Annotated in this window: 13 protein-coding genes; all 13 read left to right on the top strand. The window is 41.9% G+C overall.

Going from position 1 to position 19,669, the window contains the following annotated elements; all coding sequences use genetic code 11:
• Positions 1–804 precede the first annotated feature (804 nt).
• Genes AACZ88_RS01870 through AACZ88_RS01810 form a run of 13 tightly spaced genes read left to right on the top strand, consistent with a single transcriptional unit; the run spans position 805 to position 19,668 of the window.
• On the top strand, positions 805–1,392 hold the full coding sequence (locus AACZ88_RS01870) for a DUF4255 domain-containing protein (protein WP_339705355.1): 588 nt from the start codon (positions 805–807) through the stop codon (positions 1,390–1,392).
• Positions 1,389–2,366, top strand: a complete 978-nt coding sequence (locus AACZ88_RS01865; protein WP_339705352.1) for a hypothetical protein — start codon at positions 1,389–1,391, stop codon at positions 2,364–2,366. The genes AACZ88_RS01870 and AACZ88_RS01865 overlap by 4 nt, the downstream gene beginning before the upstream one ends.
• Before the next feature lie 29 nt (positions 2,367–2,395).
• Positions 2,396–4,351 carry a phage tail sheath C-terminal domain-containing protein gene (locus AACZ88_RS01860; RefSeq protein ID WP_339705349.1) on the top strand — a complete coding sequence of 652 codons (1,956 nt, stop codon included), beginning with the start codon at positions 2,396–2,398 and terminating at the stop codon, positions 4,349–4,351.
• Between the two features lie 36 nt (positions 4,352–4,387).
• A complete protein-coding gene (locus tag AACZ88_RS01855; RefSeq protein WP_339705346.1) occupies positions 4,388–4,837 on the top strand; it encodes a phage tail protein in 450 nt (149 codons plus the stop codon).
• Entirely contained in the window at positions 4,837–5,280 is a 444-nt protein-coding gene (locus tag AACZ88_RS01850) for a phage tail protein (protein ID WP_339705343.1), read from the top strand. Before AACZ88_RS01855 ends, AACZ88_RS01850 begins: the two co-directional genes overlap by 1 nt.
• A 2-nt stretch (positions 5,281–5,282) precedes the next feature.
• The gene (locus AACZ88_RS01845) at positions 5,283–5,441 is read left to right on the top strand and encodes a DUF5908 family protein (RefSeq protein ID WP_339705340.1); all 159 of its coding nucleotides are present in this window, start codon (positions 5,283–5,285) and stop codon (positions 5,439–5,441) included.
• A gap of 12 nt (positions 5,442–5,453) precedes the next feature.
• Positions 5,454–6,146 carry a LysM peptidoglycan-binding domain-containing protein gene (locus tag AACZ88_RS01840; RefSeq protein WP_339705337.1) on the top strand — a complete coding sequence of 231 codons (693 nt, stop codon included), beginning with the start codon at positions 5,454–5,456 and terminating at the stop codon, positions 6,144–6,146.
• Between the two features lies 1 nt (position 6,147).
• On the top strand, positions 6,148–7,893 hold the full coding sequence (vgrG, locus tag AACZ88_RS01835) for a type VI secretion system tip protein VgrG (protein ID WP_339705335.1): 1,746 nt from the start codon (positions 6,148–6,150) through the stop codon (positions 7,891–7,893).
• A 10-nt stretch (positions 7,894–7,903) separates the two neighbouring features.
• Positions 7,904–8,194, top strand: a complete 291-nt coding sequence (locus AACZ88_RS01830; RefSeq protein WP_339705333.1) for a PAAR domain-containing protein — start codon at positions 7,904–7,906, stop codon at positions 8,192–8,194.
• 4 nt (positions 8,195–8,198) lie between these two features.
• Complete coding sequence (locus AACZ88_RS01825; protein ID WP_339705330.1) at positions 8,199–8,609, top strand: GPW/gp25 family protein; 411 nt, start codon at positions 8,199–8,201, stop codon at positions 8,607–8,609.
• Between the two features lie 56 nt (positions 8,610–8,665).
• Positions 8,666–12,034 (top strand): baseplate J/gp47 family protein, encoded by a 3,369-nt coding sequence (locus tag AACZ88_RS01820; RefSeq protein ID WP_339705327.1) that lies wholly within the window; start codon positions 8,666–8,668, stop codon positions 12,032–12,034.
• A gap of 10 nt (positions 12,035–12,044) precedes the next feature.
• Positions 12,045–14,882: a hypothetical protein gene (locus AACZ88_RS01815; protein ID WP_339705324.1), complete on the top strand. Its 2,838-nt coding sequence runs from the start codon at positions 12,045–12,047 to the stop codon at positions 14,880–14,882.
• 4 nt (positions 14,883–14,886) lie between these two features.
• A complete protein-coding gene (locus tag AACZ88_RS01810) occupies positions 14,887–19,668 on the top strand; it encodes a PKD domain-containing protein (protein WP_339705321.1) in 4,782 nt (1,593 codons plus the stop codon).
• Position 19,669 lies beyond the last annotated feature (1 nt).

Genomic DNA, 19,669 nt, shown 5'->3' with positions numbered 1-19,669 from the left:
TCGAATAAATCAGTCAATAGACAATGTACAAATACAAAAAAGTACACCTAAAAGATAGGGTTGATAATGTGGCAATATTATCTAACACCACAACGCTTGGAAGCTGGCGGAAAGCATCCTTAATTTATACAGGGCGATTAATGAATTATATTCTAGACACCAGCATATACAATGACCATAGAAAGCAAAACGTGCAAAAAATGTAAATAAAGTAAGAGTAGGTAGTTTTCTTATCCATAACATGGTTTTTTTATAAAACGGGAAAATTGAAAATGTAAGATTTTTCTTCTATAAAAGGAATGGATATTCGGTGAGTTGATGTCGATTTCGTTCAAATGCTTTTTTGATCTATAAACGTATTTCTTTGCGGTACTAGAATGCCTACAAAGGGTTGAAGTGTTCTTCCCTTAATTTGTTTATAGCTCATCTAGGGATAGTCTGCAATTTTGCCCTGTTTTTATAGGTTTGGTATTTCCCCGAAAAGCATTTTCAGACACGGCTTATACAGGATTTTATGCCATCTATACATGTTTGTTAAAGAATTTTATAAGATTAGCTATTTTTAATCCATCCCAATTTTACTCCTGTCCACTCCTCCTAAGACAGAATCTACATTAAGAAAAATTGCAATGCACCGTCATGACATGACAGCATACTCCCTCGATGCAATTTGATTTGGCCCGCTCATTTTAGATAATAAATCGACGTAGAATTCCCCGAATCCGTCCTTTTTTTTTGGTTGATGTTGTATGAATACACAGAAGCCATAGTGAACTTTATTGTTGGTACCTTATAAATAGCGCTATGATTTACAAAGTTTTACAGGTCATTACTGAAGAAGTGAATAGTTACTTTGAAGGGAACCCGGTTTCTTTGGAAAACATTGCTACGGTGATGGACTCAGATGGGAGTGATAATCAAAATACCGCTACTGACATTGTACTATCTCTTCTCAATATGCAAGAAGAGTTTGCGATGAAAAACATTCCGAACAACTATACGAATGGAACGACAGTCGAATATAAAAACCACCGTGTCAACCTGAATCTCTATGTTCTTTTTAGCGCCACAAATTCAATTTATATTGAAGCTTTAAAGGGGATTTCAAAAATCATTGAATTTTTTCAGGGAAAGAATGTGTTTACCCAGGCCAATTCGAACTTTCTCAGGGAAGGCGAAATGTTGGATGTGGGTGATTTTAGATTTAGCATTGCTTTGTACACCCCCACATTTGAGGAGCTTAATTTTATTTGGGGCACTTTGGGAGGAAAACAATATCCATCGGTACTATATAAAATTTCACTTATTGAGTTAGAACGAAACGATGTGATAGTCGAGAGCGGCAGTTTGATTACTGAAATTGACAATCAACTTAAAAATATCGAATCATGATATATCGTTCGCTCTTCAATCTTATTTTGCATCATGCCTATTTTTTAGACAAAGGGGAGAATTTGTTTTTAGATATGTCGGCTGAAGAACAGGTGAAACGTCTACGAGCCTACAGGGTTTCCGATTTTCTGAAGTTTGTTCCTAGTCGGTCGACACAACATAATATCAACAGATATCGCTTAGTGCTAAAACCACACTCGCAAGGGTTTAGAATTGTTGCCAAAGCGATAGAGGAAACTGGATCAGACTCAGTACAATATACCCCAATAATTGAATTGCCTAATGATTTGACACTGACTTTTGGGTTGTATATTACCGACCCACACTTTGAAAACTACACCCAAATCACTTCAAAGGCCGATAATGGGCTTTATTTATTTTCCAACTTGAAGCCTGATTCCGAAGCATCTGACTTTGCTAATATTTTTTCTTCCGATGTGAGTGCAGATCCTGATTTTCTCTTGACCGAAGAGGGAGCTAGACAAATTGTACATACTATAGTTTCGGAAGATGAATTTTTCAATTCACATCGCGATAGGTTTTCCATAGCACACATCGATAAAACAAGTATAGATGATCCTGGTAATGTTGCACTATTGGAAGAATATATCAAAAGTCAGAAAAACAAAGGCTTGATCGCTTTTGTACGGGTGACAGTGAAAGGGAGCAATGACCATAATCTATTAGAGTTCGACGAGAGCGATCCAGGGAACATTAAACAATATGTGTGGAATTCACCCTTGAAGTTTACGCTAAGTTTTAAGAATAGGCGAACATTTTGGAGATACAATGGAGATTTTGATGATGCGCCACTGATTACGGCTGATACAAAACCATTGGTCAAGAATGGCTTTGTTCAGATCGAGTCGGCTGATTTCAATCCCGAACCGGTGGAAGAGCATCATTTCCCGAACCCCAAGGTCAACCTTATCAAAAAGGAAGACAGCAATTATTATTCAGACATATTTATTTGAAATAACAATTTAATCTAAAAACAAGAATTATGGCAGCGTACAGAACACCTGGAGTCTACATTGAGGAGATATCGAAGTTTCCACCTTCGGTGGCCCAAGTAGAGACGGCAATTCCGGCTTTTATAGGGTACACCGAGAAAGCTAAGGAAAAAGAAGAAGACCTTACCGATACATTGCACCTTGTTCCCAAGCGAATTACCTCGATGCTGGAATATGAGGTACATTTCGGTTTTCCTAAAAAGGAAACTGCATTGGGCATTACTATCACTGAGGTTTTAGGAGAAAAATCAATTAAAGTCACCGAGCCGGCCACAGCCGAGAAATCACCCTTTTTGATGTATTATGGCATGCAGATGTACTTTGCCAACGGGGGCGGCCCATGTTTTATCGTATCGGTAAATACCTATACCGATGCCTTAGCCAATAATTCGGTCGATCCAGTGCAGTTTAATGATCTAAGTGATGGATTGATAGCCTTGGAAAAGGAAGACGAACCTACTCTGTTGGTATTTCCCGATGCAACGTCTTTGGCCAATCATTCTGATTTTTATAATCTTTATAACAACGGTTTGGCCCAATGCAAGAAACTACAAGACAGATTTACCATCATTGACACTTATACCGATGACGAAGATGTCGAAATGAACGACCCTGAAGGTGTCAGAAATGTCATCAGTTCCGATGTGGAAGAGATAAAGTACGGTGCGGTTTATTTCCCACATCTAGATACCATTCTTGATTATCATTATGATGAGAACAGTCTTCAGATTACGCACAATACAGATGAACCCGCACTGTTGTCTGATGTCAATGACTCTTTGGCCAACATCACTGACACACAAGGTGGTATGGGTGCTTTAGTGACCGACCTTACTACCGCCGATACTGCTTTACAACCAATGACTGCGCCTGATGCCCTGACCAACGCCTCTACCATTACAGATGCCTTACAGCCTATTATCGATGCATTGACCTCGGTAGTTGATGACGCCACCAATATCGTTGCGAATACAAATACGGCCGCTAACAATGCTAATGAAGACCCCACGGTTTCAGCAGCGGCAACAACCGCCGCTAATGATTTGGCGGCCGCTGTCGAGACCGGATCGGCGATAGACACCTTGCTCACTACGCTAAATGAAAATGTGACGACTATTGAAAGTGCAACAGGGGGAACAGCGGTAAAAACAGAATCTACCGCAGCGGTTGCTGCATTGACTACGGTCGATGCCACGATTCAGGTCGTTGTAGATTTAATCGATAGCCCGATTATTGACGCCATTACCAATGCGGCCGTAGTGGATCCAGATGCTGGTTCCTTGGATGGTCTTATTCTAAGTGCCATTAAAAGCACCGACAGTGCCACCTACAACAATATCAAAACGGCTATCAACAATCTGCCCCTTCGATTACCGCCTTCAACTACCATGGCAGGTATATATGCCAGAGTAGATAGCTCCCGAGGCGTTTGGAAGGCACCCGCCAATGTTTCGGTTAAGTATATCGTAAAACCCAGTAAGAAAATCACCAATGATATTCAAGACCGCCTCAATGTAGATACCCAGGCAGGCAAATCAATTAATGCCATAAGAACTTTTACGGGAAAGGGAACATTGGTCTGGGGTGCTAGAACACTAGCAGGTAATGATAACGAATGGCGCTATGTGCCGGTAAGGCGTTTCTTCAATATGGTTGAGGAATCGGTGCAGAAAGCAACAGAACAATTTGTTTTTGAACCGAATGACGCCAACACATGGACTAAAGTAAAGGCTATGATTACCAATTTCTTAAACCTGCAGTGGAAAGCTGGTGCATTGGCCGGTCCAACTCCTGAAAGTGCTTATTATGTCAAAATAGGACTTGGTGAAACGATGACCGCTCAAGACATATTAGAAGGTAAGATGATTGTAGAAATTGGTATGGCCGCCGTACGACCAGCTGAGTTTATCATCTTAAAGTTCTCCCACAAAATGCAGGAGGCATAATCAAAAGAGTTCAATTAATAATCTAAAAACAGCATCATGGCAGCAAGTAATTACCCATTACCAAAGTTTCATTTCAAAGTAACTTTTGGTGACGCAGAATTTAACTGTACCGAAGTATCCGGACTGGATTTTGAAACTGAAATCATAGAATATAGAGGAGGTCTTGACAAAGAGTACCATAAGACCAAACAACCGGGATTAAAGAAATATAGTAACATCACCCTAAAGCGGGGCACATTTAAGAATTCAAAAAATCAATTCTTCGATGAGTGGAAGAAAACGGTATTTTTTCAAGAGGAAGGGGAGCAGTTTAGAGGAGACATGACCATTAGCATGTTAGATGAGGCCCACGAACCTGTTGTCACTTGGATGGCTGCCAATGCGTGGGTGCTAAAAATCCAGTCTACTGATTTAAAGGCCGATGGTAATGAAATAGCCATTGAAACGGCAGAGTTTGCACATGAAAAACTTCAATTAGCAGATTAATGTCGGTCAACTATTATCCGCCCGTCGGGTTTCATTTTAAAGTAAACTTTGATGGGGTATCGCAAAATGATAAAGACTACCGATTTCAATCGGTGTCCGGTCTTTCTGTGGATATTGAGACCGAGGACTATGCAGAGGGAGGAGAGAACAGGTTTAAACATAAGTTACCAGTTAAAACCAAGTTTCCAAATTTAGTCTTAAAACGGGGAATGTTACTCGATTCAGAGGTGATTGCATGGTGCCAAAATGCTATTGAAAACTTTGTTTTTGAACCTGCGAACATCACTATTGACTTATTGAACGAAAATCATAGTCCATTAAAAACTTGGAATATTGTTGGTGCTTACCCGGTAAAATGGTCAGTGGAAGACCTTAATGCCCAAGAGAGTAAACTGGTCATAGAGTCGATAGAATTGGTATATAATTATTTTACAATCATATAACTATGGCGATAGAAATAAAGGAGCTACATATTAAGATAAATGTTGATGGGGAGGGTAGTACCCCATCGAAAAAAAAACAAACTGGAGGAGACCAACAAGCGGTTGTTGAAACCACCGTGGAGCAAGTAATGACATTGATCGAGAAACAAAAGGAACGATAATAGACAGTGACTATGGCCAACGACGCACAACTAACAAAATTAAAGATTGTAGCATACAAAGACCCAGAGTTTAACGACAAGGCTGACGATGGGGAGTTCAACACTTTGTTGAATCCCGAAAAGTATACTTTTAAATATGCGATTGAGTCAAACAACGATCAGGCATCCGGCACCAGCGATCTTTCGCCAAAATTTAACAAAAAATTACCCGAGGACCTTGAACTGGAATTTTTGTTCGACCGTACTGGTGTTATACCCCAGGTTTCTTCAGATGAAGAAGGAATTATAGAAGATATAGAAAAATTCAAAAAAGTTGTGCTTGACTATAGTGGCGAAGAGCACAAGCCTTACTATGTGATTATCTCATGGGGAACTTTGCTCTTTAAAGGCAGTCTTAAGGAAATGGACATTGAATTCAAGCTTTTTAAGCCTAACGGAGCCCCGTTGAGGGCAGTGGCCAAAGCCAAATTTCAAGGCTTTGTGGAAGATGACCTTCGGGTAGCCATGGAAAACAACCAATCCCCCGATCTTACGCATCTCAGAATTGTGGAGGAAGGGGATACGCTTCCATTGATGTCCCATAGAATTTATGGTGATTCCAAGTATTATTTAGAGGTGGCCCGAGTAAACAACATCGGCAATTTTAGAAAATTAAAAGCGGGGACACGTATTTCCTTCCCGCCCATAGCCAAGACAAACCCATAGTATGAACAACAGCAGAGTAATAAATACGGCAAAAAATGCAGACCTCGTTACCCATAAGATTCTTGTGGAGGGCGAAGAACTTTCAAAAAAGCACCAAGTGAAACAAATTTTGGTGGAAAAGGAGGTAAATAGAATTTCTACTGCAACATTGATACTGTTGGATGGAGAAGCATCAAAACAAGATTTTAAGTTGAGCAACGAAGAATTGCTCATCCCGGGCAAGCAGATTGAAATCTCTGTTGGATATCACTCTGACGAGGAGATAATTTTTAAGGGTATCGTAATCACCCATAGCCTTAAGATAAGAAACAATTCTACCTTATTGATTGTTGAATGCAAAGATGAAGCAGTAAAAATGACCGTGGGCCGGAAGAGCAAATATTTTTATGAACTCTCCGACAGTGATATTTTCGAATCGATTATTGACACGTATGGTCTCGACAAGGATGTGGAAGCTACCAATTTTACACATAAGGAATTGGTGCAGTACCATACTTCCGATTGGGACTTTCTGATATCACGGGCCCAAGCAAATGGAAAGTTATGTTTTTTAGAGGATGGAAAGGTTACCCTAAAAAAACCAGACATATCGCAGGAGTCTGTCGAAACGGTGGCTTTTGGAGCGACCATGCTAGATTTCGATGCAGAAATCGACGCTCGAGACCAATTCAGTAAAGTATCGTCCTACGCTTGGAACCATGCGGATCAAGAACTTTTGGAAATCGAGGCCAATGACCCGGCCATTTCGCTGAATGGAAATCTCTCACCATCCGATCTTTCTGAAACCATAGGCTTGGATAATCTAGAGCTACGCCATGGCGGTGCAGTCAGTGATGTGGAACTTCAAGATTGGGCCGATGCAAAACTGTTCTTCCAACAATTGGCGAAAATTCGGGGACGGGTTAAATTTCAAGGGATTCCCGCGGTAAAACCTGGTGTTGTTTTAAAGCTTGAAGGTGTTGGTGACCGTTTTAATGGGAATGTATATGTAACCGCTGTGCGGCATGAAATAGCTGAGGGAAATTGGACGGTTAATGCACAATTCGGCATCAATCCCAAATGGTTTTCAGAAACCTATGACATCAATCCATTGCCGGCCTCGGGACTTTTGGCGGCCGTAAACGGCCTTCAAATTGGGGTTGTGAGCCAATTGCAGGACGATCCGGACGGAGAAGATCGAATTTTGGTGCAGCTTCCGATTATAAATGATGAAGAGCAAGGTATTTGGTGCAGAATTGCATCCCTCGATGCGGGTGAGAATAGAGGCTTCTTCTTTAGACCCGAAATCGGCGATGAGGTCATCATTGGTTTTATAAATGATGACCCCAATGATGCGGTCGTGTTGGGCATGTTACATAGTAGCGCCAAACCGGCACCTTTGACGGCCAGTGATGATAATCATGAAAAAGGATTGGTTACCAGAAGCGAAATGAAAGTGCTTTTCGATGATGATAAGAAATCGATACGAATAGAAACCCCGGCGGGCAAGGTTATCTCATTGGATGAGGATGCGGGGAGCATTGTTGTTGAAGATGACAATTCAAATACCATTACAATTGACAGTAACGGAATAGCGATTGAAAGCGGTAGCGATATCAATATAAAGGCAACCGGTGATGTAAATATTGAGGGAACAAATGTAAATATCAAGGCCAGTGCCCAATTTAAGGCCGAAGGTTCGGCCGGGGTTGAAATGTCCTCCAGTGCGACAGCGACGGTAAAAGGGTCATTGGTACAAATAAATTAATAGAATAGAAATGGGAGCACCGGCTGCAAGAATAACCGATATGCATGTTTGTCCTATGACAACAGGTACGGTCCCTCATGTTGGGGGTCCAATATTACCCGCAGGCGAACCAACGGTACTAATTGGCGGATTGCCCGCAGCAAGGGTTGGTGATATGGCCACTTGTGTTGGTCCACCAGATTCCATATTGGTCGGATCGGGAACAGTAATGATCGGGGGTATGCCAGCGGCAAGAATGGGCGATTCAACGGCTCATGGAGGCACCATTGTGGCAGGATTACCCACGGTTTTAATAGGATAAAGATATGGCGGACAATACATCATTTTTAGGAACAGGTTGGAGTTTTCCCCCAGAGTTTGACAAAGAGTCAAAAACGGTTGTGATGACTTCTGACGAAGTAGATATCAAGAAAAGTTTGGAAATTTTACTGTCAACACGTTTGGGTGAACGTATTATGGTACCCAAATACGGTTGCAATTTAGACGACATGTTGTTCGAGCCATTGAACCTCACCTTAAAGACCTATGTAGTAGAATTGATCAGAACGGCCATCCTGTATTTCGAGCCGCGGATCGATGTGATAAAAATAGATATTTCCGAATCGGACGATTTGGAAGGAAAATTCCTGATTCTGGTCGAATATCTGATTCGGGCAACCAATGCCAGGGCAAATTTGGTATTTCCCTTTTATAGGGAGGAAGGCACTGATGTGTAGTTCAATGAGCTGTTTGCAATAAAGGGAACAGTAAACAAGTAACAATAAAGCGAACAATGGCCAAAGACTGTAACCATAGCGACATTCTTCTTCAAAGAAACGGAACGGACCAAAATCAGCGATTTATTGCTGCCTTGGACCCTGATTCGGTAAAACTTCATGATTTAAACATTGAAGACTGGATGGCTTTTGCCCATGCTTTTGCGAGCAATATCAACTATTTTAAAACGGAGACTAACACGGCAGACGGCGAGAATTGGCAACAGTTCTTTGAGGAAAAGGATAAGCTCACAACATTACTTGCCAATGCCAAAATCAATAAAGATCTAAACCCACACTTGACCCTGTTCGTATGCTTCCTAAACCTTATCGAATTAAGTCAAAAGCGACTGAATAATCTTTCTAAAAAACATTTGGACTTCTATTATAAAAAGGTACTGAACCTAGACCATAAGGCGGCAACTCCCGATAAGGTACATGTGCTTTTTGAATTGGCAAAGAATGCATCGGAAGCAAGGGTTGTGGAACAAACCGCTTTGGATGGGGGGAAAGACGGTCATGGTGCTAAAAGAATATATAAAACTAGGGAAGAACTGATCGTAAACAAGGCCAAGGTAGCTGCATTAAAAAATGTATTTCATGAAGAGGGCAAGGCAGTGAAATATTCAGAGGTAGCCAATTCTTACAATGGTCTGGGGGAGGCATTTCCCGATGGTGAAATAAAGTGGTGGCCTTTTGGGCATCCCGATTTTGAGAGCGAAGACAGTATTCCCGACCTTCCCAATGCCAAATTGGGTTTTGCAGTTGCATCCCCTATCCTGTTGCTAAAGGAAGGAATACGTACGGTTACCTTTACGTTTGATTTTGACGCAAATCTGAAAGCCTCTTTTTCCAATGCGGTTTTCGATGATGCACTTGAAGTTCTTTTTAGCGGTGAAAAGGAATGGATTCCCGCGACCGTCAAGACCGAGGAATCGTCTTTGTCGAATAAAAAGATGGTGTTGGTTGTGGAACTTTCCGAGGGTCTTGACGCCGTACTTCCCTACAATAAGGAGGTGTTGCTGGAAAACTTTAACTCTGCCAACCCGGTTGCGCGGTTTTTATTTAAATCGAAAGATGAAAATGAGGGGTATACACTCTATAATATACTAAGAACCCACAAGCTTGCAAAAATCAGTATTGATGTTCAAGTAGCGGAAATGCAGGAATTTATTTTGGAGAACGATTTAGGCAGACTGGATGCTTCCAAGCCATTTCTACCATTTGGTCCTCAGCCGGTCAAAGGATCAAAGCTTTATATCGGCTGTCAAGAAGCGTTGAACAAACCATGGACCAAGATAAATATCGATATTCAATGGAAAGATACCCCATTTTATGAGGGAGTTGATCAAAATATTGTAAAGCATTATCATGCCTATCGCCAAAATCATTTGACCAATTTAGGTAAAAGCACGTATACGCTCACTACTGCAGCAAACTCCGATTCTTTGGATGGTGGTCTGATTATTGAAAACGATAGTGATTTTAAGGTTAATGTGGAAACGCTGAACAATCGAAACTGGCAGCCGAGAACAGTGGAAAACGAAGGGGTTCTTTTTGAGAAAGACGGTAATGCCTACCGTACAACATTAAATGTGGAACAGCCAAAAGAAGACAAGAACACTTCGTCTTCAAAGCACACCCTGATAGCGAAGTTCAGCAACTCTTCTACCAAAAACACCAAAGGGTTTTCAAAGAAAACGACCGAAGGAATAATAAATGATATCAATGTTCTTTTTGACAATACCTTTTTCGATTTAAAGCAGGGAATTATGGGAGGTACCCAATTGTTGTTCGATAATGCCGTACAGCAGGAGAACTTTTCAGCGACCGCAAAAAAGGGCTTTGTTCGATTGTCGCTACAACAATCGTTTTTGCATGCCCTGTATCCAAAAATTTATGCAGTGGCATTGTCACAGTTTGATGTCAGTGCCTTGGTACCCAATGAACCTTATACCCCTTTGGTAGATACCCTACGAATTAGTTATGATGCCTCGGTCAGCAAACAATTTGATTTAAATACCGATACCACGAGTGCCAAAACGAATCTTGCAGACTACCTCGATGAATCGTTAGAGCTATTTCATGAACACCCCTTCGGACAATCGGAGCAGCATACCTATTTGAAATCAAGTCATGATTTCATTAAGGAGGAAGGTAAAAGATGCACGTTGGTTCCCAATTATGAAAAGGGCGAGCTTTATGTGGCTCTCGAAAATGCGGAACAACTACAACAAGTGGCGCTGTTGGTGCAAGTACTCGAAGGAAGTGAAAATCCGGAATATGAAGGATTAGCTACTTTTCAGGATGATGAAAAATTGGAGTGGTTGATCTTAAGCAACGAGGAATGGAAACCCTTGAACCAAGTCTTTATAATTTCCAATGGTACTGATAATCTTTTAAAATCGGGTATCGTCCGTATATCTATTCCTAGGGAGGCGACCAAGAATAACACGAGGTTGCCGGGAGATTTCTTTTGGCTAAAAATCAAGAATATCAAGAAGTTCGACACGGTCTGCCAAGCGGTAAGCATCAATGCCCAGGCTGCCCTGGCAGAATTTGAGAACAATAATAATGAAGTTTCCCATTTGGCGACCGGACTGCCAGCGGGTACCATCTCTAAATTGGTTGAACGTATCGCTACCTTAAAAGGGGTTTCACAACCGCATAGCTCCTCAGACGGAGTGCCCAAAGAGAACGATGACAATTTTTACAGACGGGTAAGTGAACGATTGCGCCACAAGCAGCGGGCGCTCACCATTTCCGATTACGAACAACTGATTCTAGAACATTTTTCCGACATCTATAAAGTAAATTGTTTAAAACATACTTCCCCTACCTCCGAACTGGCGCCAGGAAGTGTGACTGTTATCGTCATCCCCAATATAGTAGATCAGAATGTCTTTGATAGTTATAAACCAAGGATTAGCAAAGCCAAAAGAAATGAAATACAGGAATTTATCAATTCGCTGAATACGCTACATGTGAATGCCCTGGTCGAAAATCCAGATTATCAGGAAGTCAGGATTTCCCTAAAGGTAAAATTCCACAAAGGAAAGGATGCAAACTTTTATTCCAAGGAACTTCGAAAGGATATTGCCAAGTTTTTGGCTCCATGGGCCTATGAAGAAACCGCGGAAATCAATTTTGGAATAACCTTACATAAGAGCATTGTCATTTTTTATATAGAAAAATTGGGGTATGTAGACTATATGAAAGATTTCGAGCTGCAGCTGGCAACAGATAGGTTGGATGTGAACGGCGACGTGGTCTATGAAAGTGTGGACAAGGTCATACCTAAGAATTCAAAGACCATTTTGACCTCGGTTAAATATGAGCTACACGTTGTCGAGGCCATCGGCATAGATGAATGTGTAACCGCATAATGATAAGTATATGAGCGAAACGATTACCATACCGAAGAATATTGCTACCAAAGACGATTTGGATTTCGACTTTTTGCGCCAGGCGGGCATTACCTATCTTGAAAATATGGGTAGCAAGATTTGGACGGATTACAATGTACACGATCCTGGCATTACCATGCTGGAAATGCTATGTTATGCCATTACCGATCTTTCCCAGCGTATGGAGATGCCCATAGAAAATCTGTTGGCCTCGGAAACCGACAATTTCGCTAAAATGCATCAGCAGTTTATTTCGGCTGTAAACATACTTCCTTCAAAACCAGTGACTGCACTAGATTATCGCAAGTTGTTTGTGCATTTGAAAGAGGTGAAAAACGCTTGGATACTTAAACACGACAGAAAAGTATACCTCAATTGCAAGAATCACACTATGTCGTACACTCCCTTCGAAATAGATAAAAAGGACCAAAAGGAATTTGCACTTCAGGGGTTGAACGATATATATCTGGATCTTGAGGAAAACGTTAAAGACCCCGAAGTAGTTTTTAAGAGGGTGAGGGAAATCTATCATCAAAATAGAAATCTTTGCGAAGATCTTGTGAACATCTGCGAAATTCCTGAGCAACACCTAAACATCTGCGTGTATTTGGATGTTGCCCCTGATGCAGACGAAGAACGCATACAAGCCTTGATTATCAAAGCTGTTGGCGATTACCTTTCGCCTTCGGTTCCTTTTTATTCGTTACAGCAAATGTATGATAAGGGATATACAACAGACCAAATCTTTGAAGGTCCGGTTCCGTTTGTCGGAGGTTGTATCGAACCGGATAATTTTCAAGGAGGTTTTGTCGACAACGAAGACCTTAAGGCCGCAGACTTGAGAACCCAGGTACGACTTTCGGATATCATACAACTTATTATGAAAATTGAAGGTGTCCTGACCATTAAGGACATTTCGATAAAAACATGCGGCGAGAACGGGGAAGCACAAGATCCATGGATTATTTGTGTGAAACCCAATCACAAACCTGTGCTGTGTTGGAAAGTTGAAGATGAAGAATGTTCAGATTGTAGCCAAAGCGTTTTTAACTTTAGTAAGGGACTGCTACCTATCGGAGTGAATGAAACACGGGTGTCACAAATTCTGGATGAGTTGGAACAGGAAGAAAAAGAGCAATTGTCCTCAATTTCGACTGAAGATGTTTCCTTTCCATTGGGTACTTTCTCCGATGCGGGCGAATACACTACCATACAAAACGATTTTCCTGAAACCTACGGTATTTCCGAAGTCGGACTACCAGGTCGCGCGAGCAAGGAAAGAAGAGCAAAGGCCAAACAATTAAAGGCATACCTATTGTTTTTTGATCAGGTATTGGCGAATTATTTTGCACATCTTTCAAAGGCAAAAGATTTGCTATCGGTCGATGATAACCTAAGAAAGTTGTACACTGTAAATGCGCTTTCCGAGCTCACAGCAATCGAAAAGCAGACCTACTTTACACAAGGTGTTCCTGATATAACGGATATTGATACGTTATTGGATACCGCCTCTTATGATGAAACTTTGGTAGGGCTCAGTAACACCCTAAAAGACAATTCGGAAGGTGGGGAAGACCGTACTTTTTATGATAGGAGAAATCAATTTTTAGATCACCTCATTGCGCGGTTTGCGGAAAAGTTCAGTGATTATACTTTTATAATGAAAATGATCTATGGTGAAGGCAATTCGAAACACCGGATTTTAAAGGCAAAGACCAAGTTCGTCGAAGAATACCAGGAAATAAGCTGTGAGAGGGGGGCAGGATTCAATTATTGCGACCCCACCGTGTGGGACACCGAAAATGTATCAGGTGCACAAAAAAGAATTGCCAGGCTTACGGGAGTTTCCGATTATAGCCGCAGAAATCTTTTGACCGATGCGATGGAGGTTTACGACGAAACCGATAAAGTCGAGGACAATATTACGGAATATCGTTGGAGGATCACAAACGGGGATGCTATTTTACTATCTTCTAGCAAACACTACCATTCGCTGACCGATGCCTTTGAGGAGCTTTTTCTATCTTTCGAATTGGCAAAGGATACAGCCAATTACGATCTGAAAAAGACCAAAAACGGTAGAACCTACTTCAACATAGTAAACCCTGCTGTTCAGGATATTGAAAGTGAAGATCGGATCGTGGCTCGAAAAATCGCCTATACCGCTGCGGAAGAAACATCTATTCAAAAACGGGATGAAATCGTTGCGTATTTGAAGGATCTCAGTGCCAATCAAGAGGGCATGTATCTTGTCGAGCATATTTTATTGCGGCCCGACACCTATAATACTTCAAGTGAGGAGGGCGAAAACCTTCCTTCAAAAAATGACCTTCCTGATGCTCCTGCGGAAACTTTTATGCCTTCTTGTCTCGACGGGGACTGTGAGACCTGTGGTCCATTGGACCCCTATTCATTCAGGGTTTCCATAATTCTTCCGGGATGGTCCCTTCGATTTTTCAACACCGATTTTAGAAATTATATGGAAAGAATTATTCGGGAAGAACTTCCGGCCCACATATTGGCGAAAATATGTTGGGTCGGACATGTCAGGGGTGTAGTTCCCGACAGCGAAAACGACATGCTTGAAATTCAGGAAAAATACAGACTTTTTTTAGAGCAGTTGCAACTGAAATGCGGGGACGGAACCCCCAATTCCGATGAAATAGCCACCTATAGAAATACGCTCGCAGCGCTTATTCCATGCCTGAACGGCATACATAGTATCTACCGATCGGGAAAGCTGCACGATTGCGATAATGACGATACGGAGACCAAAGGAAATAAAATAATATTGGGTAGAACAAATATGGGCAACCTTAAAGAGTAATATCATGGCGACAACACAATTGAATAAGGAAGGAAAAGAACCCGCATATAGGAGATTTGTATCTGATCAGGTGCTCACGGCTTCTCAGCTGAACGATGTTGTGGATCATTTTGAACGTCAAGACCGCTTGTCACGCATATGCCTCAGCGGGGTGGGTATCGTATGTGGATTGCAGGTGAGATATAATGAAGAAACCTCCATTGAGGTGACCAAGGGTTGTGCGCTGACTACCGATGGGGATTTGGTTTCCTTTAAAGGGGCCGTTTTCACAAACGCACGGGTTTTCGAGGATACCCAAGCCAAATATGATCGTTTTACAGGGATTCCACTTTTGGAACTTATGACGGATGATGAGGCTCAGGTCAGTGGTGTCGAATCTCTCGATACCGTTTCGAACCTCGCTACTATGGTTGCCGTGCTTTATGTAGAATATTATGCGACCGAAGAAACGCCCTGTACCTCGACCGATTGTGATGCCCAAGGTGAAGAGCAGGCCGCCAAGGTCAGAATATTGTTGATTTCCAAAGAAAATGCAAGACGGATCAGCAATGTCGACAACGATCCCATATTCGATAAGCACAACAATACAAAAAAATACATCGATTTACCTGAAATCGATATCAAAAGGGTCATCCTCCAAAACAGCTATATCACCAATGCCAATGGGGAAGAGGTAATATCGCAAAACTCGAATACGGCCGATTATATACGGTTAAAGGAAAGCTACAGAAAAGTTATTCAGGAAACCGGCGTATTGGCACAGTTAAAAAACGGGGTGAACAAACTTTTTACCGACTTTGCAAGATTGTTGGAAACAGATTCCTTGGGAATAAAAAGCGCCAACATCAATAAAAAAATTGATGAACTATATAATTTTAATGCGAAAAATGTTCCGCTGGATATCCAATACCGTTATGATGTTTTATTGGATTTATTGGATACCTACAAAGAAATCAAATGTCTGATCTTTGATGTCAGGGCAGTATGCTGTCCTGATGTAGACGCTTTTCCGAAACACCTGCTATTGGCCGAATTGGAACCTGTAGAAAGCTATTTGCAATACAGGCACAGTTTTTATCCATCGCCTATTATTCCACATGGAAAAGAGAAGCTTGAAAAGATACGGGCCTTGTTGCTACGATTTCATTATATGGTTACGGAATATGGCATTCCACAATCAACAACTTCGATAAAAGTAACACCGTCGAAAAAGTGCGATAAGGCGTTGGGCGACCGCTCTATTCCTTATTATTTTGCCACCACTTCGAGCCTTGTCGAGCATTGGAACCATGAAAAGACCAACAAATTTGCCTCAGGAGAAAATTTAGGATACAGAACCGCTAACTTGTCGGAACGCGATGCCGTTCAGAATCCGCTTGACTATGATATTTGTACAAATGACTTTTATAGGATCGAAGGTCATTTGGGCAAAGATTACCGAACTGCCCTGGCAGATCTTGATGCTATAAAGACGGAAAAAAACCTCCCCTTTGAAATCAAGGTTTTGAGTATCGATGAATCCTTGGATAGCATCGATACCTCTGATTATGAATGTGAATTCGAAGATTTGAACGCCGTTTTAAAGGCATGGAGGGCGGAACAGGACTGCCTTAACGCCAGCATCTCCGGATTCTTCTCGGGTTTTAGTCTAAAGGATCCTGGAATCCACAAATATTACACGCTTCAAGACGTCCGTAAGGTTTCTGGTGCACCTGCCGCCGCTAGCGCCAAAGCAACCAGTGCTACAGGTAGCAAGTCCACAAATACGGGTACCATAGGTTCGCTGCTAGAACCGCGAACCAAATTGCTTGGTGACCTTAAATTAGATACTGCGGCGCTAAAGATAAATTTTCAAAACCTAATCTATAAGCGTGATACGGTAATCGAGGATAACCTAAAGACCGATGAAGATGTGTTAGGAAATTTCGTGGAAAAGGCCCTAAAGGAAAAATCCGAAGGTTCGGCAGTAGATATTGCAGCCATTGTTAAAACGGAGATTGACAAAGATCCTGAAATTGCTAATTGGGACAAAGAGGTGCGCAAAGTGGCCCTTGAACAGCCCTATGAAATATTGGCCTATACCAAAGTGGCAACTCGTGATATTCCGAACAATGTTTCGGAAATAACATTCGACAGAATAGACCGATACGATATCACGGTAAGAAATTTATGCGATAGGGTCGAGACTTTTAAGAAAAGTATGACCAGCCTTTTGTTCAATAAAGAGAGCAGTTATGTCCGTAAGGGTTATGAAGAACAGTATGCCCTGCTCTTGAACCAGCTATCGGTAAATTGTTGCGCTGCTGAAAAAATGAAGGTTTTACTGGCCGAAGTCCAAGAGCGGAAGAGAAAAATACTTGAACTTAAGTTGCTTTCAAAATTTGTGGAAAAACACTCGGGACTGGAGCATAAGGCAGGTGTGGAACCAGGGGGCACTTTCGTCATGGTGTATAAAGGAAGAACTGTGGCCACAAGAGCGGTGACCGGGTTGACTGATCTTATTTCTAGTACTAACGTTTCCATAGACTCCATTAAAAATGTTTTCGAACGTGGTACATTAACTACGAATGTCGGAAAAGAAAAAATTGACATTTCAAAACTTGATCCCAAGGTAGGCATTGATATTCGGGATATTGGATTGATTGATATTAATCTGCGTGATGAGTTGCTTCTCAGACCGACAGCCAATGTAACCGAAAATACAGTCGTGGCCGATTTTGCCCTGCCCTATATCTGTTGCTCTGACTGCTCGCCAGTTGCTTTTATCGTACCTAAGACTACTGTGTCACTTCGTTTACCGCAAGATTTTGTTTGTCTGAATGAGGATACTACTCCGCTACCTTTCGAAGTGTCGCCTGTTGATGGAATCGTGGCGGCAGACGTTGGTGACGGCCTTATTGGAGGCGTGGTGCAAACCGATGGTAAGTTCTTCTTCGATGCTTCGTTGCTAAGCGAAGAACTTTTGGGTCAGGAGATCAAGTTTACGGTAAACGGGCAATTTACCGATGCCAAAATAACCGTTTTTAGAAAACCCGTCTTTGATTTTACTGCATCAGAACCAAGGCTTTTTAAAGATAATACGGTTGCACGAGTAAACTTTACGGTACAGGGAGATGAACTTCCCGAAAATGCCACTTATTTCTGGGATTTTGGGGATGACACCCTACCTGATAACAATACCGACAAAAATCCCGAGCATTTGTATAGTTTACCGGTCAACGAAGAAAATACGGTTACGGTCTCACTTACGGTTACCAATGGCAAATGCAGTACGACCGAAACAAAAGATATCAGTTTTGGTTCATTCGCCCTTAAAGAAAATCAGGTATGTTTGGGTGATGTCGGGATCGAGGTCGGTTTTTCAGTAACGCCCGGAGATGCACTTGTTGCTACAACGGAAGAATTTAAGGGACTTACCATTGAAAAGGAAGTTATAAAAATAGACCCCGTTTCGTTCGATAAATTCGGTACCCCCATCGGTTTTACGGTCAATGGTATTTCTACTACCGAAACCCTGACCGTTAATCCCATACCCAAGGCCATATTCACTGCCGATCAAGTCGGTGAGGTTCTAGAGTTGGCCAACATATCGGAAAATGCCAGTTCCTATATTTGGACGGTAAATGGAAAAATTACCAATAGGGCCAATAGATTAGGATTCAGTATACCGGTAAATGTTGACTCCCCGAGAACTTTCGTGGTCAGTCTTCAGGCCAGAAGTGAATCTTGCGGCTCCGATATCGACGGTCCTCGCACTATTACCGTTGAAACTGGCTTTGCCTCCTTTGCTCTAAAAGAGAAGCAAGTGTGTTTGGGTGATGTCGAGATCGAGGTCGGATTTTCAGTGACGCCCGGAGATGCACTTGTGGCTACCACGGAAAAAATTGAAGGACTTACTATTGAGAAGGAAGTTATTAAAATAGATCCCGCTGCGTTCGCCAAATTCGATACGCCCATTGGTTTTACGGTCAATGGTATTTCTACTATCGAAACCCTGACCATCAATCCGATGCCGAAGGCCATTTTCTCAGGAGAACAGGTAGATGGCCAACTGGTGCTGTCAAATACCTCTGAAAATGCCAGTTCCTATATCTGGACGGTAAATGGCGAAATTACGAATAGGGCGAATAGATTGGCACTCCGCATACCGTTAAATGCTAACTCCCCTAGGATTTTTGTGGTAAGCCTTGAGGCCAGAAGCGAATCTTGCGGATCCCATCTTGATGGGCCTCGTACGATTACCGTGGAAAGAGACGGGGTCGAAGCCAATTGTACAGAAGAGACTACGGCTAAGGTTGATGCGGATAATGAGATGTTGAGACGTCTGAACATGCAGGGGTCTAACATTATCCAGCCCCTTTGGACAAATGCCCTAGAACAGTACCAAGAGGTTTTGAATAATTTGGAAGACTATAGCTCTGGAAAGAAAAACGGAGACCTTCAAAAATTGTTCCAGCAACCGTTGGAAACCACAAGCGCGGTAATTATGGAAGTTGGGACGCGTACGGAAGAAGGAGTCAGGGCCCTACAAATTTTTGAAACACAGCTGCAGCTCTTTTATAATGTGCTAGGATGTCAGAACGAGGACCAGCTTTCATCATCTTCAGAGATTAAAGCGCTTTTGGAAGGAACGATACAGATAAAAAGACAATTTAAAGATCAATCTATTTCCTTTTCAGAAAGCTACAAAAACTTTGGAACGGAATATATAGCCAATAGGGTAGACGCTGATACACCTACCTTGAATAACCATTTTGTAATTGTCAAAAGGGAAAAACTAATATAGC

It is taken from the genome of uncultured Kriegella sp. (genome assembly GCF_963975415.1).
In the GTDB taxonomy this organism is placed as follows: Bacteria; Bacteroidota; Bacteroidia; order Flavobacteriales; family Flavobacteriaceae; genus Kriegella.
This window is presented reverse-complemented; position numbering and strand designations above follow the sequence as displayed.

What these genes read in the sequence shown, in the direction of transcription:
- AACZ88_RS01830 (WP_339705333.1), top strand. Translation starts at nt 7,904, where the DNA reads ATGGGAGCACCGGCTGCAAGAATAACCGATATGCATGTTTGTCCTATG.
- AACZ88_RS01850 (WP_339705343.1), top strand. Translation starts at nt 4,837, where the DNA reads ATGTCGGTCAACTATTATCCGCCCGTCGGGTTTCATTTTAAAGTAAAC.
- AACZ88_RS01840 (WP_339705337.1), top strand. Translation starts at nt 5,454, where the DNA reads ATGGCCAACGACGCACAACTAACAAAATTAAAGATTGTAGCATACAAA.
- AACZ88_RS01860 (WP_339705349.1), top strand. Translation starts at nt 2,396, where the DNA reads ATGGCAGCGTACAGAACACCTGGAGTCTACATTGAGGAGATATCGAAG.
- AACZ88_RS01865 (WP_339705352.1), top strand. Translation starts at nt 1,389, where the DNA reads ATGATATATCGTTCGCTCTTCAATCTTATTTTGCATCATGCCTATTTT.
- AACZ88_RS01825 (WP_339705330.1), top strand. Translation starts at nt 8,199, where the DNA reads ATGGCGGACAATACATCATTTTTAGGAACAGGTTGGAGTTTTCCCCCA.
- AACZ88_RS01845 (WP_339705340.1), top strand. Translation starts at nt 5,283, where the DNA reads ATGGCGATAGAAATAAAGGAGCTACATATTAAGATAAATGTTGATGGG.
- AACZ88_RS01855 (WP_339705346.1), top strand. Translation starts at nt 4,388, where the DNA reads ATGGCAGCAAGTAATTACCCATTACCAAAGTTTCATTTCAAAGTAACT.
- AACZ88_RS01810 (WP_339705321.1), top strand. Translation starts at nt 14,887, where the DNA reads ATGGCGACAACACAATTGAATAAGGAAGGAAAAGAACCCGCATATAGG.
- AACZ88_RS01815 (WP_339705324.1), top strand. Translation starts at nt 12,045, where the DNA reads ATGAGCGAAACGATTACCATACCGAAGAATATTGCTACCAAAGACGAT.
- vgrG (WP_339705335.1), top strand. Translation starts at nt 6,148, where the DNA reads ATGAACAACAGCAGAGTAATAAATACGGCAAAAAATGCAGACCTCGTT.
- AACZ88_RS01870 (WP_339705355.1), top strand. Translation starts at nt 805, where the DNA reads ATGATTTACAAAGTTTTACAGGTCATTACTGAAGAAGTGAATAGTTAC.
- AACZ88_RS01820 (WP_339705327.1), top strand. Translation starts at nt 8,666, where the DNA reads ATGGCCAAAGACTGTAACCATAGCGACATTCTTCTTCAAAGAAACGGA.